Source organism: Actinokineospora enzanensis DSM 44649 (assembly GCF_000374445.1).
In the GTDB taxonomy this organism is placed as follows: Bacteria; Actinomycetota; Actinomycetes; order Mycobacteriales; family Pseudonocardiaceae; genus Actinokineospora; species Actinokineospora enzanensis.
Genome location: NZ_KB894426.1, coordinates 19700 through 41624, shown reverse-complemented (window position 1 = coordinate 41624; position 21925 = coordinate 19700). Strand labels below are relative to the sequence as shown.

Sequence of the window (21925 nt, the reverse complement as noted above, 5' to 3'; positions counted from 1 at the left end):
GGTGTGGCATGCCGCGTAAGGAGGGCCCGTTGGGGCCGGGGCCGGACGCGCTGCTGGAACTCGCCGGACAGCTGCGGTTGCTGCGGGCGCGGGCAGGCAGCCCGACCTACCGCGTGCTCGCCACCCGCGCGCATTGCTCGGCGGCCGCGTTGTCGGAGGCCGCGGGCGGTAGGCGGATGCCGAGTCTGGGCGTCACGCTGGCGTTCGTCGCCGCCTGCCATGGGGATCGGGGGGAGTGGGAGGCACGCTGGCACGACACCGCCGCCGCGCTCAACGGCACGGCCGAGCCGGAGCCGCCCGCCGAGCCGGACACCGCGATGCCTTATGTCGGGCTGCGCGCGTTCCAACTGGCCGACGCGGATCGTTTCCACGGACGCGATCGGGTGGTGGAGCATCTGCTGGACCAGGTCCGCGCCAAACGGTTCGTCGGTGTGTTCGGCCCGTCCGGGAGCGGCAAGTCGTCCGTGCTGCGTGCCGGGCTCGCGGCCCGGCTGACCGGCTCGCCGGTCGTCGTGTTCACCCCGGGGCCGCACCCGTTCCAGGAATGCGCCGTGCACCTCGCGGACCTGCTCGGCGCCGACCCCGCGTCGTTGCGCGCGGAGCTGGCGGGCGGTGCCGACCACCTGCACCTGCGGATCCGGCAGCTGATGGTGCACCGGGGCGGAGACCTGGTGCTGGTCGTCGACCAGTTCGAGGAGCTGTTCACTCTCTGCGCCGACCCGGACGAACGCGCCCGGTTCATCGAGGCCCTGGTCACCGCCGCGCGGGCGGCCGACAGTCGGGTCAGGGTGGTGCTGGCCGTGCGGGCCGACTTCCTCGGGCACTGCGCGGGCGACCACCGGCTGGTCGCGGCGCTGCGTGAGGCGCAGGTGCTGATCGGCCCGATGTCCGCCGACGAGCTGCGCCTGGCCGTCACCAAACCGGCCGAGACGGCGGGCTGCCGGGTGGAGACCGCGTTGGTCGCCGCGCTCGTCGCGGATGCCACCGGCCGCCCCGGCACGCTGCCGCTGATCTCGCACGCGCTGGCCGAGACCTGGCGCCGCCGCAAGGGCACCACGCTCACGCTGGCCGGTTACGACGCGGTGGGCGGCGTCCAGCACGCCATCGCGCGTACCGCCGAACAGGCCTACGCCCGGCTCGACCCGGCCGCCCGCGAGGTCGCCAAGCAGGTGTTCCTGCGGCTGACCGCGCTCGGCGAGGGCACCGAGGACACCCGCCGCAGGCTCGCGCCCGCCGAGGTCGACCCGGACGCGGCCGCCGTGCTGGAGACGCTGGCCGCCGCCCGGCTGGTCAGCCTCGACCGGGACGGTGCCGAGATCGCGCACGAGGCCCTCATCCGGCACTGGCCCCGGCTGCGCGACTGGCTCGCCGAGGACCGCGACGGACACCGCGTGCACCGGGCGCTCACCGAGGCGGCGGCGGGCTGGCACGACCTGGACGAGGACCCCGGCGCCCTCTACCGGGGAACCCGCCTCGACCTCGCCCGCGAGTGGGCGGTGGGCGCCGCATCCGCGCTCAGCGAACGGGAACGGCGGTTCCTGGACGCCAGCCTCGCCGCCCGTGACGCCGAATCGGCCGCTGTCCGTCGGCGGGGGCGCCGGTTGCGGCAGCTGGTGGCGCTGCTCGCGGTCCTGCTGCTGGTGGCCATCAGTACCACCGTCTACGCCACGTACGCGCAGATCACCGCGACCCGACAACGCAACTCCGCGCTGGCGGAGAAGGCGGTGCGGGAGGCGGCGGAACTGCGCACCACCGACCCGGCGCTGTCGGTGCAGCTCGTGCTGGCCGCCTACCGACTGGACCCGACACCGTCGACCCGCACGGTTCTCCTGAGCCTGCTGGGCATCCCCTATTCGACACCGGTGCCGACCGAGCACACGATCGTCACCTCGTTCGCGCTCAACCGCGACGGCACCGTCCTCGTCACCGCAGGGCCCGACTTCGACACCACGGTGGTGTGGGATGTCCGGGACAAGCAGCAACCCCGGCGGCTGGCGGGGCTGTACGAACCGATGATGTCCGTGGCCTTCAACGCCGACGGCACCATGCTGGCGGGCTCCGGTCCTGACGGCGACACCCTCTGGGACATGCGCGACCCTCGGCGGCCGGTGCGGTTGGCGATGGTCCCCCCGGCCGGGGGCGACCACCCGATCGTCGGCGACGGCAACGGCGTGCGGATCGTGACCAGCACGGCCGGGTTCAGCGCCGACGGCAAGCTCGTCGCGTTCACCCGGGGGCAGCTGCGCACCCGGGTGTGGGGGATCGAGGACCCCGCGCATCCCGAGCTGATGTCCACCCTTGACGTCGGGGACACCTCGCGGGTCGACGAGGACTCCCGCGACTGGTCGCTGTTCGACCCCGTCCGACCCGTGCTCGCCACCGCCCTGCCCGACGGCCGCGTGCGGCTGTGGGACCTCACCCGGCCGCGGTCCCCGCACCCGCTCACCTTCATCGACGGCCACGCCGGACCGTTGTACGCCTTGGCGTTCGCCCCGGACGGCCGGGTGCTGGCCACTGCGGGCGAGGACCACGTCGGCCGCTTGTGGGACGTGTCCGAACCGAGTAATCCCCGGCCGCTCGGCACCCTCAGCGGGTACTCCGGCGCGGTGCGGGACATCGCCTTCGCCCGCGACGGCCGCACCGTGGTCACCGGTGGCGACGAGCGGACCAGCCTGCTGTGGGACGTGTCGGACCCGCGCGCGCCCCGCCACTACGCCGTCCTCGGGGGCCACTCGGACGCGGTGACCGAGGTCGCGTTGGACGTCGATGGTCGGACGGTGGTCACCCTGGAGGGCGCCACCTCCGTCCGGCTTGTCGACGCGGGCCAGCTGTCGTTGGAGAATCAGGGAGAGTCGGCCTACACGCTGACCTTCGCCGACAACGGCGCGTCCTTGGTCACCGGGGCCGGTGACCACGTGACCGGGGTCTGGGACATCACCGACATGTGGGCCCCGCGCCCGCGCACCGACCGCGGCACCGCGTTGGGCATCGGCGTCACACCCGCCGGGCACACCCTCGCCACCGGTAGTGGTGCCGCCCAGGTAGCCCTGGGCGATGTGCATTGCGAAGACCCGGCGATGCTGTTCCCGCCCAGGGAAACGGGTCCGGTCATGCTTACCCCGGACGGGCGCACCATGCTGTCCGGCAATTGCCTGCTGGACGTCACCGACCCCGGACACCCGGTCAAGGTCACTACCTTCCCCGGCCTCGTCCAGTACGCGGTGTTCAGCACGGACGGCCGCTACCTCGCGTACTACGCGGTCGACCGCAACGCGACCCTCGTCTGGGATCTCACCCGCGTCCGTGACCCCACCCCGGCCTTCACCGTGCCGGGCGAGGCGTTCGCCCTCGCCCTCGGTGCCGACGGCCTGCTCGCCATCAGTGGCCGCGACTCGGTCACCCGGCTGCGGCGCATCACCCAACCTGGCGCCCCGGAGATCGCTGCCCTCCCCGCAGAGCGCGACGAACGCGGGGACCCGCCGCGCCTGCGGCTCGACCAGAACGGAACACTCCTGGTCACCAGCGGCGACGGCCGCTCCCCACGGCTGTGGGACCTGCGCGACCCGGCGCACCCCATCGAGATCGGCTCACTGGTGGGGCACAGCTCAGCGATCGGCGACATGGCCCTCAGCCACGACGGCCGGATGCTCGCCACCACCTCCGCCGACAGCGTCCGGCTGTGGGATCTTGATGTGGACCGGTTATTCGGTCGGTTGTGCGGTCTTGCTTATCCTAGGCTTACTTCTGAGCAGTGGCGGGAATACTTTGCGGACTTGGAGTTTGTGGCGCCTTGTTCGTGAATGATTTGGCTGGTGCTGTGTTTATTGGCTCGGCTTCGCCTCGCGGCGGGATCGCCTTCAGCCGGTCTCTTCCCACCCGATCCCACTCGGCCCTGGGGGCCTCCTGGGATCGGGTGGGAAGAGACCGGCGCGATCCCGCGTGGTGGTCCAGTCAGGGGTGGCTGGGTTAGGGGTGGTCGAGTTGGGGGTGGCTGGGTTAGTTGTGGTTGGGGTGGGGGTGGTTGGGTTAGTTGTGGTTGGGGTGGGGGTGGTTGAGTTTGGGGTGGGGGTGGGGGTGGGGGTGCTTGTGCGGGTGGGTGAAGAAGATCAGGAAGGCGGTGGTGATTGCGCCGATTAGGTAGTTGGCTACGTAGGGGTCGACCGCTTCTATGCGGCTTTGTTCGGCTCGTATGGATTGGGGCATGCCGATTGGGGCGCTGAGGTCTGGTGCGAGGTTGGGGGCCAGGCGGTAGGTGAGGACGGCGGCCAGGAACATCAGTAGGAGTACGGCTGCGGTGGCGGTGAGGCCGGTGAGTAGGCCGCGGGTTCTTGAACCGAGGCGTGAGCCGAGGGATGCGCCGATGGGGATCAGGGCGAATGCGGCGAGGAAGGTCAGGGGTGGGGCCGCGCGGACGGCGGGGCTGAGGAGCATGGGGAGCCACCAGACGGCCAGGGCTGTTGGTACCAGGATTGCTATGAGTGGCAGGGAGATGAGGTTGCGGGTTGATCGGGCGGTGACTCGGAGGAATCCGGCGAGGTAGACGACCAGGGCGATGGCGGCCAGCCACCAGCCTTCCGGGTCGTTCACGCCGGTGGTCAGGAGGACCGCCGCGGTTGCCATGATCATGGCGTAGGCGGACGAGCGGGCGAGGCCCGCGCCTGCCGGGCCCAGGGTGCTCCGGCGTCTGCCGTACCGGGCGAGTCCGATGATGGCTGCGATCAATCCGATTGCCTCGATCTGGACGCCGCGCGATGGTAGCCCGGTCGCTCGGACTACTGCGGCTGCTGCGAACGTCAGCAAACCGAGGTGGCAGGCGACTGCTCGGAGCATGGAGCCGCTGAACAGCACCGCGCGGGCGCAGCCACGGGCGAAGCGGCGGCGGTCGACCGGGTCGGTGAGTGCGGCCAGTTCGGCCGTCATCGCCGCGCCCCAGTCGCGGCGGTGGGCGGGGAGGGCGCGGGTGGCGATCGTCAACGTCCGCTCGGCGAAGTCCCTCACCACGCACCTCTCAACGACTGGCGGCCCGACCGTGCCTGCGGCGAGCGTTCCCGTGCCTCCTCGATCAGCTGCACGCCTGCGCCCAGGACGCGGTACAGGTGTCGGGGCGGTCGGCCTGCGGGCGGGTCGGATTCCCAGGACGCGGCAAGGAAACCGCGCTCGCACAGCCGGATCAGGATCGGGTAGAGCGTGCCCGCCTTGAGGTCCAGCTCCTTGCACAGCTGATAGCCGTAGCGCGGGGTGTCCGGGTCGCGGGCCAGAACCTCCAGCACCGCCAGGGTCTGCGCGGATGGTCGACGAGCCATGCGCGGAAGTCTACCTATATAGAGTTCTGTCCGGCAAGAGGGTCCGAGGTCACCTCCCGGATCGCTCATCGGTGGTTCGCCGACAACCGATGTAGGGCGGGCAACGCGGACTCGCCGTTGATCGGTATCCACGATCCGGCGACCGTCGTCCGTGTGATGATTGCAGAAATGGCGACGCAGTGTAGAAAACGGCCGGTTGCTCTGTCCTGCTTGGACGGTTGCGTCCCGGGGGCGGAACGGCAGCGGACTCGGTATTCGGCGCCCACGCCGGATCCGGCGCGCGCAACGATGAGCGCAGTGACCGCTACCGACCCAGGGGAGCCGAGATGACCGAGAACGAGATGATCGCCCTGCAGGACGTCGCCGACGGCGCGATCCTCTTCCACAACGGCCTCTGGGGCGCCCCGATGGGCTTCCGCTGGGCCGACTACGACGGCACCCCGGCGGGCGAGCTGGCCCAGTGGCAGGCCGACGCGGTCCTCGCCCTGGTCCGCCGCGGCCTGGTGATGATCGAGCGCGCCGTCACCCCGGGCCGCTACGCCCGGGTCCAGGTCACCGCCACCGGCTCCGCCCTGGTCGACTACTCCCTGGTCGCCCTCGCCGCCGCCTGACCGGATACCGGGTCTCACCGGGTGAGGGTGTCGAAGGCGAGGCGCGCGGGCAGCAGCATCGCGCTCAGCCCCCGGGTGGCGTCGGAGTCCTCGACCGACCCGACGACCGGGTGTCTGTCTGATCACCCGGGTGGTACCCGCTGAACCCGAATGGATATCACGCTCGGCCCGTGCGGATATCGAACCGGCACCAACCGGCATACCGGGCGCGGATCTGGGTATCTCCGGCGCGGTGAGCACCCCACCGCTGCGGATCGAGGTCACCGCCCGCCCCGACACGCTGGGCGTCATCAGGTCCGCTCTGCGGTCGTGGCTGTCCGAGCTCGGTATCGACGCCCGTGCCGCCGATGAGGTCCTGCTCGGCGTGGACGAGGCGGTCACCAACTGTGTGGAGCACGCCTACCGGTCGGCCGCCCCCGGCCCGGTGGTCGTCACCGCCACCCTGGTCGACGCCCGGACGGTCCGGGTCACGGTGCGTGATCACGGCCGATGGCTCCCGCCGACCCCGACCCCCGCACTCGGCGGCGTGCCGTTGCGCGGCCGTGGCCTCGACATCCTCAGAGCTCTCTCCGCCCACGTGCACCTCGACCCCGGCCCCGACGGCACCACCGTCACCGCCGACTTCACCGACCCGGCGGCCTGATCACGGCCGCGGACCCGGCAACAGGCGAGCACGTCCGGCCAGGCGCGGCTCCGGCCGTCGATCCGGAAGCACTCCAGGAGTCGGATCTTCTCGACCCCGCGGACGACGCGCTGTCCATCAGGGAATCCTGGTGTGCAGTGTGACCGTCGTGCCCGTCGCCCCCGGCGTGATGGTGACCTCCTGCATCACGGCCCGCATGAGCCCGATCCCGTGCCCCCGATGGGAGGCGGCGTCCGGCCGCGGCGTCCGCCAGGTACCGGAGTCCGTGATGGTCACCCGCAGATCATCCGTCGTCACCTCGGCCCGCAGGTGAATCGGCCCGGCCCCGTGCTCCACCGCGTTCGCCCCGGCCTCGCCCACGGCCAGCAGGACATCCTGCGTGAGCGAGTCAGGCAGCCCGTAGCGATCGAGCCAGTCGCGGAGCGACTTTCGGGTGGGGGAGAGGTGCGCGGGGTCCGCGGGAAAGGTGAGGGTCAACGGAGCGGGGTGTCGATACAGGAGCACGGCCACGTCGTCGTCGTAGCCGTCCTCGGGTGAGAGACGGGCCATGACATGGGTGGCCAGGGTGTGCAGGGGAGTGTCGTGACCGGCGTGAACGGCTTCGGCGGCCAGGTCGATACCGACGTCGAGCGGGCTGTGTCGGCGTTCCACCAGGCCGTCGGTGTACATGAGCAGTGTCGATCCAGCGGGCAGCGTGCATTCCGCGAGAGGGCGATGCGTGCCCGGTAGGACTGCCAACGGAATCGTGCCCGCGGCGTCCAACAGCTGGGTAGTACCGTTCGGGAGCGCGAGAATCGCAGGCGGATGACCGGCGCGGGAATACGTCAACGAACCCGTCCGCACGTCCAACACGGCGCAGAACACCGTCGTGCAGGTCGCGCCCGGGATGCCTGCGGCGAAGTTGTCCAGGGCGGTCAGGGTTCGGGCCGGGTCCGAGTCCTGCAACAGGAGCGCGCGGCAGGCACTGCGCAGCTGGCCCATCACCGCGGCCGCTGCCAGGCCGCGGCCCACGCAGTCGCCGACGACGATGCCGATGCGGCCGTCGGGGAGGGGGACCGTGTCGTACCAGTCGCCACCCACCTCCAGGGGGCGGGCGGCGGGTTCGTAGCGGACGGTGAAGCCGGTGGGCAGGGTGGACGGGCCCAGGATGGCGCGTTGCAGGGCGAGCGCGGTCTCCCGTTGTTGGTCGATCTGGTGGACCCGGGTCAGGCCCTGGGCGAGGCGGGCCGCGAGCAGGGACAGCAGCAGCTCGTCCTCGTCGGTGAACGGGCGGTGCTCGCTCAGGTCCAGCCACACGACCATCGGGCCGTGCGGGTGTTCCACCGTGATGGTCACGTCCGGGCCGCGCACGTCGGGCACGAGCGTCGGCAGGGTGCGCCGGGCCCTGAGCGTGCTGCGGCGGCCTTCCGGCAGGTCACGCCAGTCCGCCGTCGGGCCGAACACGGTCGGTTCGTCGTCGGTGAAGATCACGGCGTGTACGCGGGTGGTGCGCCAGAGGGTCGCGAACTCGGCGAGCACGCCCGCCAGGGCCTCGGGGAGGCTGCCCGCGTCGGTGAGACGTACGTTGACCGCGGCCAGGGCGGTCTCGCGCTGGATCGCGTAGTGCTCGGCCGTGACGTCGCGGAACGTGCCCACGGTGACGGCGCGGCCGGTGTCCGGGTCCTGGGCCTGGTTGAACATGGCGCTGATCCACAGCCGGTGCCCGTCGCGGTGGACCACCGGGATCGAGCGGCTGCCGTGCGACTCGCCGCCGAGCAGGCCGGAGAACGCCTCGGCGGCGAGCCGGTGCGCCTCGGGGTCGCGGGTCTCGTCCGGCCACCACGGGTACCGCGGCGGGTAGGGCAGCCCGTCCGGTTCATAACCGAGGATGTCCGTGAACGCGGCGTTGATCTCGACGACGGCGCCGTGGTCGTCGCAGATGAAGAACGCCTCCTGCAACGAGTCGATCAGCGCGGTCCGCCACCGCGCGTGGTGGGTGCGCAGCCGCGACAGCTCCACGTTCGCGCGGACCCGGGCCAGCAGTTCGGCGGCCGCGAACGGTTTGACCAGATAGTCGTCCGCGCCCGCGTGCAGGCCCTCGATCGACGCCTCCTGCCCGGCGCGCGCCGAGAGCAGCAGCACCGGCACGGCCGCCGTCCTCGGGTCCGCCCGGAGCGCGGCGACCAGGGACAGCCCGTCCATGCGCGGCATCATCACGTCGCTGACCACGAGGTCCGGTGGCACCCGGCGCACCCGGCTGAGCGCCTCCACCCCGTCGACCACGCCCTGCACCTCGTACCCGGCGCCCGCCAGCAGCCGGGTCAGGTACTCGCGCATGTCCGCGTTGTCGTCGGCGACCAGCACCGTCGCGGGCATGGACGGCCCGAGGTCGCCCCGGTCGACCGTGACCACGTCCTGGACATCCACCGGCGCCGCGTCGCCGCCGCCCGGCAGCCACCGCAACGCCTCCTGCACGAACGGGTCGGCCGCGCTCGATGTGACCGGCCTGCTCGGCGTGGACGACAGCGCCTCGGCCGGGACATGCGCGGCGCCGAACGGCAGCCGGATCGTGAACCGGGTGCCCACCCCCTGCTCGCTGGCCGCGGTGATCGTGCCGCCGTGCAGGTCCACCAGCTCCTTGACCAGCGCCAACCCGATGCCACTGCCCTCGTTCGAGCGGGTGCGGGCGTTCTCGATCCGGTGGAACCGCTCGAACAGGCGCGGGATCTCCGTGACCGGCACCCCGATCCCGGTATCGGCGACGGTCACCACCGCCCGGCCCGCCTCGACGCGCGTCGAGATCGCGATGGAACCGTCGAAGGTGAACTTCAGCGCGTTGCTGAGCAGGTTCAGGATCACCTTCTCCCACATGCCCCGGTCGACGTAGACGGGCTCGGGCAGCGGCGGGCAGTCGACCTCGAACGTCAGCCCCGCCTTGTCGACCGCGGACCGGAACACGCTGGCCAGCTCGGCGGTGACGGCGGACAGGTCGACCGGCTCGTAGGTGGCGCGCATCCGGCCCGCCTCGATACGGGAGAAGTCCAGCAGGCTGTTGACCAGCTTGCCCAGCCGCAACCCGTTGCGGTGCACCATGTCCAGTTCCCCGGACGCGGCCGGGTCGGCGTCGGCGAGCCGGTCGCGCAGGTCCTCGACCGGGCCCAGCATCAGGGTGAGCGGGGTGCGGAACTCGTGGCTGATATTGGAGAAGAACGTGGTCTTGGCCCGGTCCAGCTCGGCAAGGTCCTCGGCGCGGCGCTGCTGCACCCGGTAGCTGCGCGCGCTCGCGATCCCGGCCGCGAGATGCCCGGCCACCAGGTCCACGAACCCGCGGTAGGCGTCGTCCAGTGGTCGGTAGCGGTTCAGACCGGCGACCATGAACCCGTACGGAGACCCTCCCTGTTGCGGCAGCGGAACGACCAACGCCTGCGTGGGCGGTTCGGACCAGCCTCCGCTGGGCAGTCCGGCGAAGCCGAGCGGCATCAGGACGGACCTGCCGCGCGCGAGGTCCGCTACGGGCCAGGGGCCGCTGCCGTCGGCGGACAGTGTCGTGGGACCTACCGGGTGGCCGGTGGGGATACCGGTCGTGCCCGCCAATTGGGCCTGGCCGTCGTCCAGGAACAGGTAGGTCAGCATGAACGGCATGTCGTGCGGGTTGTGGTCCAGCTGACGACAGGCGAACGCGAGCGCCTCCTGCTCCGAGCGCACCACATTGGAGTCCGACCCGAGATCGCGCAGCGTCGCCATCCGCCGCTCACCGATGACCCGGTCGGTGTCCTCGCTGACCACGCACAACATGCCCACCACGATGCCCGCGTCGTCGCGCAGGGGACTGTAGGAGAAGGTGTGATAGGTCTCCTCGGGATACCCCGAGCGTTCCAGGAAGAGCAACAGCGCCTCGTCCCAGGTCGCGTTGCCCGTGGTGAGCACGGTGTCGATGCGCGGCCCGATGTCGTCCCAGATCTCCGCCCACACCTCGCTCGCGGGCCTGCCCAGTGCCCATGGATATTTCCGCCCGAGCGTGTCGGTGCGGTAGGCGGCGTTGCAGAAGAACGTCAGGTCCGGGCCCCACGCCAGCCACATGGGGAACCGGGACGACAACAGGATGCTCACGGCCGTCCGCAGACTCACCGGCCACCCGGCAGGCTCCCCGAGCGGCGTCTCCGACCAGTTCACCCGGCTGAGATCGCGCCCCACCTCCGCGTCGGCGGCGAACACGTCATCGGCCCGCGTCACGGGGGTCTCCTCTCACGTCCGGGATGCGCCCACGACGCCCTGGAAAGCATAGGTCAGCCAACCGGGGGCCCGCCGTGTCACGACGACGGCCGACCTCTCTCACGGCGAGTAAGGGATTCCGGGATTCGGAAGGCGCGGCGGTAGGCGCCGGGGGTGGTGCCGACGTGGGTGTGGAAGCGACGGCGGAGGTTGACCGGGGAGGTCAGGCCGACGCGGGTGGCTATGGAGGCTATGGGGAGGTCGGTCTCCTCCAGGAGGGTGCGGGCCTCGGTGATCCGGCGGGCGAGGAGCCATGCGCCGGGGCTGGTGCCCAGTTGGTCGGTGAAGCGGCGGGCCAGGGTGCGGGGAGAGAGGCCGAGATAGGCGGCCATGTCCGTGACCGATAGCGGTGTTCCGAGACGCTCGCTCACCCACGCCAGCAAGCCGTCCAGGGCGTCGGAGGGTGGGGGCGGGGGCGCGTACTGGGTCTGGCCGCCATCTCGGTGTGGCGGGGTCACCAGGTAGCGGGCGACCAGGGCGGCGTAGGCGGCGCCGTGGTCTTTGCGGACCAGGTGCAGGCACAGGTCGATGCCCGCACCCGCTCCGGCGCTCGTGGCGACGTCCCCGTGGTCGACGTAGAGGACGTCCGGTTCCACCAGCACCCGGGGGAACTCCTCCTGCAGCCGTCCGGCGGCGGCCCAGTGCGTGGTGGCCGATCGGCCGTTCAGCAAGCCGGTGCGGGCGAGGGCGAACGCCCCGGAGCAGATGGTGACCAGGCGGGTCCCGCGGGCGTGGGCTCGGAGCAATGCGCGGCGGACTCGGGGTGACAATGGCTGCTCCACCGGCTGCCACCCCGGGATCAATACCGTGTCCGCCGACGTGAGCGCCGACAGTCCCCGCGACACCGAGATCCCGTACCCGGCCGACGTCGGCACCATTCCCGGCGTCTCCGTGCACACCGAGAACTCGTAGCGACGTTCCGTTCCCGGCCGCGCGGTGCCGAACACCTCCGCCGCGCACCCCAGTTCGAACGTCGATTGCACCGGCCGCACCAGGGCCACCACGCGATGCATGGCGTGAAAGTACCCCACGGAGTCTTTCCAGACACTTCCCGCCGCGGCCTGCCCGAGGGCACCGTGGACGCCATGCACCCCGAGATCCTCGCCCAGGAGGGCTACACCGCGGCCACCGTCCAGGATTCCCCTGTCCGCGAGCTCTTCCCCGGCATCCGCTTGCGTCCACTATGGACAAACGGGACCGCGCACGCCGACCTGCTGGAGATGGACCCCGGCACGTCCTGGCCCCGTCGGGACGTGCACGAGCCCGGTCCGGAGGAGGTCTACGTCGTCGCGGGCACGTTCAACGACGGCGCCCGCGACTACCCGGCGGGCACGTTCCTGCACGCCCCGGCCGGTTCCTGGCACCTTCCCTCGACCACCATCGGCTGCACCCTGTTCCTCTTCTACCCGGCCGGGTGAGTCGACCCGGCCCGGTCCGGGTAGCTCATCGGGTGACGGAGGGAGTGATCGTGTCCGTTCCGCTGGTCATCGACGCGGGCGGGGCGGTGCTCGATGGTGATCTGGTCGTGCCCGCGGACACCAGGGACATCATCCTGTTCGCGCACGGCAGGCGCCGGTGGCCGCCACGCGACGCGATGCCGTGCGGGCCGTCGTCTCCCGGGGCGGCCGACCCGATCTGGCGGGCGAGGCGCTCGCGCAGCTGCGCGCACCCACGCTGCTCGTCGTCGGCGGTCTCGATCGGCGGGACACTCGGCCAGGTCGCCCGGCTCGCGGTCGACTGGTTCACCGAACACCTTGCCCGACCGAACACCTTGCCTGATGGTGGGTCGCACCACCAGTCCGCCGCCGCGGACTCTCACCCGGATCGTGTGGAGCGGAACTACCCTGGATACGTCTCCCCGGGGCGACGGGAGGGTGATGGCGAGGCCGGTGCGGGACCTGATCGTCGTCGGCGCGTCCGCCGGCGGCGTTGAAGCACTCGGCTCGCTGGTCTCCGGGCTGCCCGCGGGCCTGCCCGCCGCCGTGGCCGTCGTGCTGCACATGCCCGCACGCGGCAGCAGCGCGCTGCCCCGGATCCTCGACCGGCTCGGTCCGCTGCCCGCCGTCGCCGCCCGCTCCGGCACGCCGGTGCGCCCCGGGCGGGTGTACGCGGCGCGGCCCGACCACCACCTGCTGGTCGCCGACGACCGGTTCATCCTCTCCCGCGGACCGACCGAGAACGGCTACCGCCCGTCGGTGGACGCGCTGTTCCGGTCGGCGGCGGTGGCCGCGGGCAGCCGGGTGGTGGGGGTGCTGCTCTCCGGCGTGCTCGACGACGGGGTCGCGGGCTTGGTGGCCATCCGCCGCCGCGGTGGGCTGGTGCTCGTGCAGGACCCGGCCGACGCCCTGCACCCGGGCATGCCGGAGAACGCGCTGCGGCACGTCCCCACCGCCGTGGTGCTCCCGGCCGCCGAGATGGGGCGGTGGCTCGCCAAGGAGATCGAGCAGCCCGCCCTGGTCGAGGCGTCGGCCGTGTCGGCCACGCTCGTGCGGGAGAACGAGATCGCCGGGTCGGAGTCGGGCGACGGCGGAGCAGGCGAGGTGACCATCGGCATGGCGTCCTCGTACTCCTGCCCGGACTGCCGGAGTGTGCTCAACGAGGTCGAACCGGGCAGCATGCGCTACCGGTGCCAGGTCGGGCACGGGTGGACCGCGGAGGCGCTGGCGGTCGCGCAGGGTGGCACGCTCGAACGGGCGCTGTGGATGGCATTGCGCACCCTGGAGGATCGGAGCAGGCTGTCGCGGCGGATGGCGCGCGCCGCCGAGGAACGCGGCGACGAGCGCAGCGCGCGCAGGCACCACGACCTGGTCGAGGAGTCGGTCACCGCCGCGGCGACCCTGCGCCGGTTCCTGACATCGATCGCACGGGATGCGCGGTAGAACCCGGGCCCGAGATCGGTACGATCGTGTGTCGTGAGTGGTGAGCAGCCGACACAGGACAGCCGCTTCGAGGCGGTGCTGATGTACCTGAAGGAGTCGAGAGGGTTCGACTTCACCGGATACAAGCGCACGAGCCTCGCCCGCCGGGTCCAGCGGCGGATGGCCCAGGTCGGTATCGACGACTACGACGCCTACATCGACCTGCTCCAGGTCGACGCGGACGAGTTCGACGCGCTGTTCAACACCATCCTGATCAACGTCACCGCGTTCTTCCGGGACACCGAGGCCTGGGACTACCTGCGCGCCGAGGTGGTGCCCAGCCTGCTCGCCGAGCGCGGCCCGGACGACCCCCTGCGGGTGTGGAGCGCCGGGTGCGCCAGCGGGCAGGAGGCCTACAGCCTGGCCATGGTGCTCGCCGACATCCTCGGCCCGGAGCGGTTCCGGCAGCGGGTCAAGATCTACGCCACGGACGTCGACGAGGAGGCCCTTGCCCAGGCCCGGCAGGCCTCCTACCTGGCCAACGACGTGCAGGACCTGACCGAGGAGCAGTTGCGGCTGTTCTTCGAGCCGCAGGGCAACCGGTACGTCTTCCGCAAGGACCTGCGCCGGTCGGTGATCTTCGGGCGGAACGACCTGGTGCAGGACGCGCCGATCTCCCGGATAGACCTGCTGGTGTGCCGCAACACGCTGATGTACTTCAACGCCGAGACCCAGGCCAAGATCCTCGGCCGGTTCCACTTCGCGCTCGCGCCGCGCGGGCTGCTGTTCCTGGGCAAGGCGGAGCTACTGCTCTCGCACAGCCGCATCTTCGACCCCGTCGACCTCAAGCGGCGGGTCTTCCGCAAGACCCCGGGCACGCCGATGGGGCTGGGCGGCCTCGTCTCGCACACCACGGTGTACGACCGCGGCGGGGACATCGGCGGCCTCGACGAGCTGCGCGAGTACGCGTTCTCGGTCAGCCCGGTCGCGCAGGTGGTGATCACCGGCGAGGACATCGTCGCGCTGATCAACCAGCAGGCCGAGCTGATGTTCGGGCTGTCCCCGCGCGACATCGGCCGCCCGCTGCGCGACCTGGAGCTGTCCTACCGGCCGGTCGAGCTGCGCGGCTACATCGAGCAGTGCAAGGTCGAGCGGCGCGCGATCCGCATCAAGGACGTCGAGTGGTCCCGGTCCCCCGGCGAGTCCCTGTGGTTCGAGATCCACGTCAACCCGTTGGTGCACAGCGACAATGGCCTGCTCGGCGTGACGATCGTGTTCCACGACGTCAGCGCGGCCCGCAAGCTGATGGAGGAGCTGGAGCACACCAACCGGCAGCTGGAGTCCGCCTACGAGGAGCTCCAGTCCACCAACGAGGAGCTGGAGACCACGAACGAGGAGCTGCAGTCCACCGTGGAGGAGCTGGAGACCACGAACGAGGAGCTCCAGTCCACCAACGAGGAACTGGAGACGATGAACGAGGAGCTGCAGTCCACCAACGATGAGCTCCAGGCGATCAACGACACGCTGCGCGAGCGCAGCGCCGAGCTGGACGGCGTCAACGAGTTCATGGAGTCGATCCTCGGCTCCATCCGCGCCGGGGTGGTGGTCGTCGACACCGAGATGCGGGTGCAGGTGTGGAACCGGGGCACCGAGGACCTGTGGGGCCTGCGGCGGGACGAGGCGATCGGGGCGCACCTGCTCAACCTCGACATCGGCCTGCCCGTCGCCGACCTGCGCTCGGCGGTCCGCTCGGCGCTCGGCGGGACCTCGGAGGAGGAGGTGCTGGTGCTCGACGCGATCAACCGGCGCGGGCGCAGCACCACGATCCGGGTGGTGGTGGCGAGCCTGCGCACCTCGCAGGGCCAGGTGTCCGGGGCGATATTGGCCATGGAGCCGGTGCCCTGACGGTCAGCCCGCCCACGGCGACGCCGCGACCCGCAGCACCGCCCACACCACCTTCCGCCCGGCCGCCCGGTCGACCACGCACCCCCACGTCTTGGCGAACGCGGTGACCACCAGCAAACCCATCGCCGAGGGCACCGCCGCGGTCCCGCGGTCGCGCAGCACCGCGGGCGTCGGATCGTCGTCGGTCACCGCGACGGTCAACAGCCCGCGCCGCGCCTCCACCCGCACGCGTGCCTCGGAGTCCGTGTGTCGCATGGTGTTCTCCACCAGCTCGGTCACCACCTGCTCCGCCTCGACGACGTGGTCGGCGGGCACCCCCCACGCCACGCACGCCGCGGCGACCTCATTCCGCCCGATCGCCGCCGCGTCGCGTACCCGGGGCACGGTGAAGTGCCTGCGCAGCACCGGTTGCGTGTGTCCCGCCGCGGCGACGGCCTGGCCCGCGGTGTCGTGGAAGCGGACGTAGCGGCGCACCGCCGAGGTCCGCATCGCCTCGGGGACGCCGACCACCAGCAGCGGCACGCCGGGCCAGTCGCAGGTCCGCAGCCAGACGGTGGCGAACACGCTCAGCAGGCTCTCGCAGCCGACCTCGGTCTCGCCCAGGTCCACGACCACGGCGCGGGGTTGCGCCACCGCGCACTTGAGCAACGTGTCCCGCAATGCCGGGTAGGTGGCCGGGTCGAGCACCCCGCGCGGCCTGACCAGCAGGCAGCCGGACCGGGACTCGACCGGGCACAGGAGGTCACCGTTCATCGTCCGCCCTTCGCATCCGGCCATCGGATGACCCGCTGTCGGGCCGTGGCGCTCGGATTCCGCCCGATCCGCGCACCTCGCTGGTGGCCGTGTCGGTGCCAAGCGTGACCCCACTCCGGGATGGCACTCCGCGTCGGGTCCGGTCCCGGAGATCGATCCGGCCACCGCACCGGCTCGACAACGGTACTCCCGATCGCGTGCATCGGTGGGTGCGAGTGATGCGACCCAGAACGTCGACCCTGTCGCGACCCGCCCACGACGTGCCTGACGGCACCGCCGAAACGATGACCGGCGCTCCTGATGGACGTCAGGCGGTCTGGCCCTGGGGCGTGCAGGCTTCGAGCGATGGCTCGGGGTATCCGAGCATGAACACCGCGATGATCCGATCCTCGCCCGGCGGGATCTCGATGCATGGCGCGGTGGGCGCGTGCTCGCGCCAGCCCACCGTCACGGGCTCGCAGTTGCGGTACTGGACCAGGACATACCCCATCATCGTCCGGACGTGCATACCGCACACCGGGTCGGCGGCCGCGGTGGGCGCCAGGGCCACGGTCGACGCGACCAGGGCGCCGGTGGCGACGAGAATACGGATTCCGTGCATCGTCTCCTCCAGGGTCGTTCGGTGTGCGGAGCCAACCAGGGCGGGGCACACCGGCGATACCGCCGCGCGAACAGCGCTTCCTGCCCGCCGGTCGATGATCGTCGGCCGATCGGGCGAGGAACGTGGGCGGTCGGGACCCGTGACCCGTTCGGTGCGGACCTGCTGGTCCGCACCAGGACCTGACTGTCCACACGGGACATCGAGCCGAGCCGCCCCCGATCTGCCCCCGTCCCGGCGACCTGCGGCGTGGTTGATCCGATCGGCATGGCGGTCAGTCCTCCATCACCCCGAGCTCGGCCAGCGCCAGCTTCTCCTCGTCGAGGTCGCGGAGCTCGCGGTCCGGCACCGGGAGCGTGCTCAGGAAGATCACCACGGCGACCGCCGACACGGTCAGGAACACCGGTTCCATCGCCGTGACATAGGCCGCGGGTGTCGGCGCGCCGCCCGACGTGGTCAGCTGCGCGGTGAGCAGGGCACCGAAGACCGAACCGCCCAGGGAGCCGCCGAGGGTGCGGAAGAAGGTGCTCGACGCGGTCGCCACGCCCATGTCCTGGTCGGCGGCGTCGTTCTGGATGCCGAGGACGAACATCTGCTGCATCAACCCCGACCCGATCCCCACCACCAGCGCGTACACCCGCACCAGCCAGATCGAGCTGTCCGCGGTCAGCGTCGACAGCAGCACGCCGCCCACGGCCAGCAGCGGCGCGCCTGCGAGGATGAACACCCGGAACCGGCCGAGCCTGCTCGCCAGCATGCCGGTGACCGTCGACGACCCGACCATCCCCAGCGACAGCGGCAACAGGCTCAACCCGGCCTGCGTCGGCGTCACGTGCTGGGCGAGCTGCACGTAGACCGTCAGGTACACCAGCACGCCGGTGATCGCGGCGCCCAGCAGCAGGCTGCCCAGGTTGAGCATGCCGAACGTCCGCGCGCGGAACAGGCGGATCGGCAGGATCGGCTCCGCGGCCCGCTTTTCCCACAGTACGAACCCGACCAGCACGACCACCGCCGCCACACCGAGCTGCCACGAACCGTCCCGCTGGAGCGCCAGCAGACCGGCGGACACCCCGGCGACCAGGAGGACAGCGCCGAGCAGGTCGAGCCTGGGCGCGCGTCTGCGTGGCGACTTGGGCAGTAGCAGGGCATTGACGATGATCGCGAGCACGCCGAGCGGGATGTTCAGGGCGAACACCGCGTGCCAGTCGAGCGGGACGCCCAGGACCGTGCCGCCGTCGGCGAAGAAGCCGCCGATCACCGGGCCGAGCAGGCTGGACGAGGCGAACACCGCGCCGAACCCGCCCTGGTACTTGCCGCGCTCGCGCGGGGTGACCAGGTCGGCCAGCACCGCGAAGGTCGCACTGACCAGTGCCCCGCCGCCGAGGCCCTGCACGCCCCGGGTGATCGCGAGCATGGTCATGTCCCGGGACAGCGCGGCGCCCAGGGAGCCGAGCGCGAACAGGGACATCGCGCCCAGGTAGACGGCTTTGCGGCCGTAGAGGTCGGACAGCTTGCCTGCCAACGGCATGGCTGCGGTCGAGGCGAGCAGGTAGGTGGTGACCAGCCACCCGGCCTGACCTGCGGCGTCCCCGCCCGCCAGGTCGCGGACGATCGACAACGACAGCGTCGTGACCACCATCTGGTCGATCGCGGACACGAACATGCCCAACAGCAACGAGCAGAAGATGACCGCGAACCGCCCCCTGGCGATTTCCGTGGTGACCATGCCCACTCTCCTTACTGATCGCTCGATAAGTGCAGCGTCATGCTAGCCTACTGATCGATCGATAAGTCAAGGAGACGTCATGCCCCCCACCGTCGGAACCCGGGAACGCATCCTCGACGTCGCGGTCGGGTTGTTCGCCGAGGTCGGCTACGACAAGGCGTCCATCCGCGAGCTCGCGAACCGGCTCGGCATCACCAGCGCCGCGCTGTACTACTACTTCCGCAACAAGCAGGAGATCCTGACCGCGATCGCGAACACGGTCTACACCGAGGTCGACAAACTGGTCGACTCGGCCGAGGCGGAGCCGCCGTCCCCGGCTCGCGGCAGGCGCCTGTTGGAGCGCTACCTCGACATCGTCACCGAACACGGCGGTCTGATGACGGTCCTGGAGAGCAGCATCGCGACCCTGCGCACCCTGGACACCGCGCAGCATGCCGCCGCGGGCCTGCACCGACTCGCCGCCCTCATCGCACCGGGCGACAGCGAGGGCGATCGGCTCCGCGCCACCGCCGCCCTCGGCATCCTCACCACCCTCCCGCAACGCGTCCCCGAATCGGCTCGCGACGAGATGCGCCCATATCTCCTCGCCGCCGCCCTCGGCGCGCTCCGACATCCGATGGAATAGTCCACAGTGGAGTAATGGGGTGCTGGCCGCGCTCGGATGCGGGACAATGGTGGTGAGCCGAGCGAGGGAGGAACGATGGTGGTGTACACCGGTCCCCGGTGGTCGACGGCGACGCGGGGTGTCCTGGCGTTGCTGTTCGGTCTGCTCGCGATCGCCCTACCGGGCCTCACCCTGCTCGGCCTCGCCATCGTCTTCGGCGTCTACGCGGTGGTCGGCGGCGTCGTGGCGGCCGTTGCGGCGAGCCGGAGTGGCGCGCGCGGGCCGTACCTGTGGGAGGCGGTCGTGCTGATCGTCACGGGACTGCTGACGTTGTCGTGGCCGGATGCGACGGTCCTGGTGCTGGTGATCGTGCCGGCGATCTGGTCGATCGTGTCCGGCCTCGGCCAGCTGGGCTTCGCCTCCCGCGCCCTGCGCGAGCACCGGGCGGCCTGGCTGGTCTTCCTCTCCGGCGCCTTCGGCGTCCTGTTCGGCATCCTCGTCCTGGCCCGACCGGGCGCGGGTGTCGCCGCGATCGCCTTCCTCATCGGTTTGTACGCGATCCTGCATGGCGTGATGCTGCTGGCTCTCACGTATGTGTCGCGAAACCGCGACTCCGCGGGAACCGGCTGAGCACGACGACGACGGCGGGGCAGGCGGTTGGTGGGACTCCGCATGCTGTGTTGCGGATCGGTTTCGGCCCGGGGACGGTCACTCCGCGCAGGCTTGTCGACGCCGTGACTCGGTATGTCCAGGGGAGTGTGGAGTGAACCGCCGCGACGAGCGTCTTCGGGCTCTGTCGACACGGGACGTTGGTCACTGTCCAGTCCGGACGCGCGCGGGGCACTGTTGGGACGGGACGCGCGGCACACCCCCTTCGGTCGAGGCGTCCGGTCGGGCCCCGGTGTAGCCGTTGCCTCCCTGACGGGTGCACCGGGGTCGTCCGTATCCGCTGATCGCAAGAGCCCACGGCAGCGATGGCCCCGCCGACTCCGACGGGGCATCGCTATATCCGGGGCGATATCTACAGCGGCAGGTGTGCCTGGTCGGCCACCCGCAGTGCCAACAGCTCCAGCTCCGCCAGCATCCGGGCGGCGCCCTCCGTCGTCTCGGCGACGCAGACCGCGCCGAACTTCCCGTACTCCGGCAGGGCGCTCAGCAGGTGCAGCACCACGCCCTCGCGGCGGACCGGGTCGTAGTGCAGGGGCGAGTGCTCGATCGCGTCGATGAGCGCCGCGGGCCGGATGCCGACGTAGCGGGGATCGGTGATGCCGTCCGAGGCCACGTACACCCGGGGCGACCCGTCCACCCGCAGTTCGCCCGTCGCGTCCGGCCGGACGCCGAGCAGGGTGGTGACCATGTCGAACCCGTGTCGGGTCCCGGTCGCCCGCAGGTTCAGCTCGCAACCGTGGATGTGCTGCCGCCCGTCCCGGTCGATGACGATGAAGTCGACCCCGTAGTCGCCGACGTCGATGCCCTCGGCGAGCAGGTGCGCGCCGACCCGCTCGGTGTATTCGACGATCCGCGCCCGGTACTCCGAGGACGCGGGGAAGGCACTGCCGGTGTAGGTCTGTCGGTTGGCCGCCAGCACCTGCTCGTGCGTCGACACGATCACCGCCCCGGCCGGGCCGAGCCGCCCCTGGACACTGGGGCTGCGCACGTTGTCGTTGTCGTCGACGAGCAGCTCCTCCGCCAGCACCCCCGCCACCGGCACCCCGGCCACGAAACCCGGCCAGCCCAGCTTCGGGTCCATCACCTGGGCCTCGGGCAGCGCGGCGAGGATGGCCGCGGGCAGGTCGTCGGCGGCCGCGCGGGCGTCGTCGACGGTGAAGAACGCGTTGCCCATGCCCGCGCCGTAGGCGGTGCTGTCCAGCTTGAGGACGAACCGCCGGTGACCCGCGCGTACCAGGCCCGCCAGCTCCGCGGCCAGCTCCTCCAGCGAGTGCACGAGCGGGGTGCCCGCCGCCACCGGGATGCCCAGCCGCTGGAACAGCTGCCTGCCCGCGGTCTTGGTGCCCATCGGGATGGTCCACGACGGCGCCTGGTCGAGCGGGATCCCCAGCGAGTCCGCCAACCGCTCCAGCGGCTCGGACGGCTCGAACTGGCACAGCAGCACCCCCCGCCCGGCCGTCCGCTCGGCCTCGACCAGCGCGGCCAGCTCGGCCCGCACGGCGGCGGCCTCGGCCCGGTCGGGGTCGAGCAGCTTCTGGCTCAGCCAGCGGAAGGACAGGTCGTCGAGCGAGAGCAGGGTGACCCGCGAGCGCGGCGGCCGCGGGTCGTCCCGGTGCGGTGTGGTGGCGCCGCCGAGGCGCAGGTAGTAGCCGACCTGCTCCTCGGCGTCGGCCAACGCGGGCGCGCTGAGGCAGACGACCGAGCCGCCGGGCCGGTGCAGGGCGGAGACGATCGCCGCCCCGATCGGTCGTTCCGGGAACAGCGACGAACCCGCGAGCCGTTCCAGGATGCCGGGACTGCATTCCCGGCTCTGCACGCACACGCGGGTGGGAAACGCCTCGGGGGAGGGATGAGTCATGGGCGGAGTGCCTTTCGTGTGACCATCACGATGTCGCCTGCCGGGCGCCCGACCGGGTCACGGCCGCGGCGCGGCCGGACGCCGTCGGGTGGCGGTGGCGCGCGGGCGGATCGTGACCGCCCCGGGAGTGGCGCCCGGCCGCGCGC

Annotated in this window: 17 protein-coding genes; 8 read left to right on the top strand and 9 right to left on the bottom strand. The window is 71.4% G+C overall.

The genetic code is table 11. The annotated features are described in order from the left end of the window. Window positions 1–8: 8 nt before the first annotated feature. Window positions 9–3800, top strand: coding sequence for an nSTAND1 domain-containing NTPase (locus tag C503_RS0124640; protein WP_026316665.1), 3792 nt, complete (start codon window positions 9–11; stop codon window positions 3798–3800). 226 nt (window positions 3801–4026) lie between these two features. On the opposite strand, the gene C503_RS0124635 is transcribed toward C503_RS0124640, so the two are convergent. Next, the gene (locus C503_RS0124635; protein ID WP_033401005.1) at window positions 4027–4998 is read right to left on the bottom strand and encodes a hypothetical protein; all 972 of its coding nucleotides are present in this window, start codon (window positions 4996–4998) and stop codon (window positions 4027–4029) included. Continuing rightward, the gene (locus tag C503_RS0124630) at window positions 4995–5303 is read right to left on the bottom strand and encodes a PadR family transcriptional regulator (protein WP_018684903.1); all 309 of its coding nucleotides are present in this window, start codon (window positions 5301–5303) and stop codon (window positions 4995–4997) included. Before C503_RS0124630 ends, C503_RS0124635 begins: the two co-directional genes overlap by 4 nt. Before the next feature lie 326 nt (window positions 5304–5629). Between C503_RS0124630 and C503_RS43565 the strand changes: the two genes are divergently transcribed. Both C503_RS43565 and C503_RS0124620 read left to right on the top strand, forming a co-directional pair. Further along, window positions 5630–5914 carry a hypothetical protein gene (locus C503_RS43565; protein WP_018684902.1) on the top strand — a complete coding sequence of 95 codons (285 nt, stop codon included), beginning with the start codon at window positions 5630–5632 and terminating at the stop codon, window positions 5912–5914. A gap of 232 nt (window positions 5915–6146) precedes the next feature. Further along, window positions 6147–6557 (top strand): ATP-binding protein, encoded by a 411-nt coding sequence (locus C503_RS0124620; RefSeq protein ID WP_018684901.1) that lies wholly within the window; start codon window positions 6147–6149, stop codon window positions 6555–6557. A 117-nt stretch (window positions 6558–6674) separates the two neighbouring features. Here C503_RS0124620 and C503_RS0124615 read toward each other — a convergent pair whose 3' ends face one another. Then, window positions 6675–10769 carry a SpoIIE family protein phosphatase gene (locus C503_RS0124615; RefSeq protein WP_018684900.1) on the bottom strand — a complete coding sequence of 1365 codons (4095 nt, stop codon included), beginning with the start codon at window positions 10767–10769 and terminating at the stop codon, window positions 6675–6677. 77 nt (window positions 10770–10846) lie between these two features. After that, window positions 10847–11821, bottom strand: coding sequence for a GlxA family transcriptional regulator (locus C503_RS40675; RefSeq protein ID WP_018684899.1), 975 nt, complete (start codon window positions 11819–11821; stop codon window positions 10847–10849). Between the two features lie 72 nt (window positions 11822–11893). Between C503_RS40675 and C503_RS0124605 the strand changes: the two genes are divergently transcribed. Continuing rightward, a complete protein-coding gene (locus C503_RS0124605) occupies window positions 11894–12226 on the top strand; it encodes a cupin domain-containing protein (RefSeq protein WP_026316663.1) in 333 nt (110 codons plus the stop codon). Between the two features lie 25 nt (window positions 12227–12251). Here C503_RS0124605 and C503_RS47395 read toward each other — a convergent pair whose 3' ends face one another. Next, a complete protein-coding gene (locus C503_RS47395; protein WP_018684897.1) occupies window positions 12252–12554 on the bottom strand; it encodes a hypothetical protein in 303 nt (100 codons plus the stop codon). 131 nt (window positions 12555–12685) lie between these two features. Here C503_RS47395 and C503_RS0124595 point away from each other — a divergent pair, with 131 nt between their 5' ends. Continuing rightward, window positions 12686–13687 (top strand): chemotaxis protein CheB, encoded by a 1002-nt coding sequence (locus C503_RS0124595; RefSeq protein WP_018684896.1) that lies wholly within the window; start codon window positions 12686–12688, stop codon window positions 13685–13687. 81 nt (window positions 13688–13768) lie between these two features. After that, window positions 13769–15571, top strand: a complete 1803-nt coding sequence (locus C503_RS0124590) for a CheR family methyltransferase (protein ID WP_051114936.1) — start codon at window positions 13769–13771, stop codon at window positions 15569–15571. Window positions 15572–15574: 3 nt separating this feature from the next. Here the strand turns inward: C503_RS0124590 and C503_RS0124585 are convergent, their stop codons facing one another. The 3 genes from C503_RS0124585 to C503_RS40670 all read right to left on the bottom strand — a co-directional run bounded on the left by C503_RS0124585 (window position 15575) and on the right by C503_RS40670 (window position 18648). Continuing rightward, window positions 15575–16324, bottom strand: a complete 750-nt coding sequence (locus C503_RS0124585; RefSeq protein WP_018684894.1) for a hypothetical protein — start codon at window positions 16322–16324, stop codon at window positions 15575–15577. 307 nt (window positions 16325–16631) lie between these two features. Further along, window positions 16632–16925, bottom strand: a complete 294-nt coding sequence (locus tag C503_RS0124580) for a hypothetical protein (protein WP_026316662.1) — start codon at window positions 16923–16925, stop codon at window positions 16632–16634. Between the two features lie 271 nt (window positions 16926–17196). Then, window positions 17197–18648 carry an MFS transporter gene (locus C503_RS40670; RefSeq protein ID WP_018684892.1) on the bottom strand — a complete coding sequence of 484 codons (1452 nt, stop codon included), beginning with the start codon at window positions 18646–18648 and terminating at the stop codon, window positions 17197–17199. A 79-nt stretch (window positions 18649–18727) separates the two neighbouring features. On the opposite strand from C503_RS40670, the gene C503_RS40665 reads away from it, so the two are divergent. Both C503_RS40665 and C503_RS0124565 read left to right on the top strand, forming a co-directional pair. Continuing rightward, window positions 18728–19273, top strand: a complete 546-nt coding sequence (locus C503_RS40665; RefSeq protein WP_018684891.1) for a TetR/AcrR family transcriptional regulator — start codon at window positions 18728–18730, stop codon at window positions 19271–19273. Window positions 19274–19348: 75 nt separating this feature from the next. Further along, complete coding sequence (locus C503_RS0124565) at window positions 19349–19882, top strand: HdeD family acid-resistance protein (RefSeq protein ID WP_018684890.1); 534 nt, start codon at window positions 19349–19351, stop codon at window positions 19880–19882. A 391-nt stretch (window positions 19883–20273) separates the two neighbouring features. Here C503_RS0124565 and C503_RS0124560 read toward each other — a convergent pair whose 3' ends face one another. Further along, window positions 20274–21779 carry a peptide ligase PGM1-related protein gene (locus C503_RS0124560; protein WP_156893448.1) on the bottom strand — a complete coding sequence of 502 codons (1506 nt, stop codon included), beginning with the start codon at window positions 21777–21779 and terminating at the stop codon, window positions 20274–20276. Between the last annotated feature and the right edge of the window lie 146 nt (window positions 21780–21925).

Coding starts and splice junctions, on each gene's coding strand:
- C503_RS0124640 (WP_026316665.1), top strand. CDS start 9: ATGCCGCGTAAGGAGGGCCCGTTGGGGCCGGGGCCGGACGCGCTGCTG.
- C503_RS0124630 (WP_018684903.1), bottom strand. CDS start 5,303: ATGGCTCGTCGACCATCCGCGCAGACCCTGGCGGTGCTGGAGGTTCTG.
- C503_RS43565 (WP_018684902.1), top strand. CDS start 5,630: ATGACCGAGAACGAGATGATCGCCCTGCAGGACGTCGCCGACGGCGCG.
- C503_RS40675 (WP_018684899.1), bottom strand. CDS start 11,821: ATGCATCGCGTGGTGGCCCTGGTGCGGCCGGTGCAATCGACGTTCGAA.
- C503_RS0124605 (WP_026316663.1), top strand. CDS start 11,894: ATGCACCCCGAGATCCTCGCCCAGGAGGGCTACACCGCGGCCACCGTC.
- C503_RS0124595 (WP_018684896.1), top strand. CDS start 12,686: ATGGCGAGGCCGGTGCGGGACCTGATCGTCGTCGGCGCGTCCGCCGGC.
- C503_RS0124590 (WP_051114936.1), top strand. CDS start 13,769: ATGTACCTGAAGGAGTCGAGAGGGTTCGACTTCACCGGATACAAGCGC.
- C503_RS0124585 (WP_018684894.1), bottom strand. CDS start 16,324: ATGAACGGTGACCTCCTGTGCCCGGTCGAGTCCCGGTCCGGCTGCCTG.
- C503_RS0124580 (WP_026316662.1), bottom strand. CDS start 16,925: ATGCACGGAATCCGTATTCTCGTCGCCACCGGCGCCCTGGTCGCGTCG.
- C503_RS40670 (WP_018684892.1), bottom strand. CDS start 18,648: ATGGTCACCACGGAAATCGCCAGGGGGCGGTTCGCGGTCATCTTCTGC.
- C503_RS40665 (WP_018684891.1), top strand. CDS start 18,728: ATGCCCCCCACCGTCGGAACCCGGGAACGCATCCTCGACGTCGCGGTC.
- C503_RS0124565 (WP_018684890.1), top strand. CDS start 19,349: ATGGTGGTGTACACCGGTCCCCGGTGGTCGACGGCGACGCGGGGTGTC.
- C503_RS0124560 (WP_156893448.1), bottom strand. CDS start 21,779: ATGACTCATCCCTCCCCCGAGGCGTTTCCCACCCGCGTGTGCGTGCAG.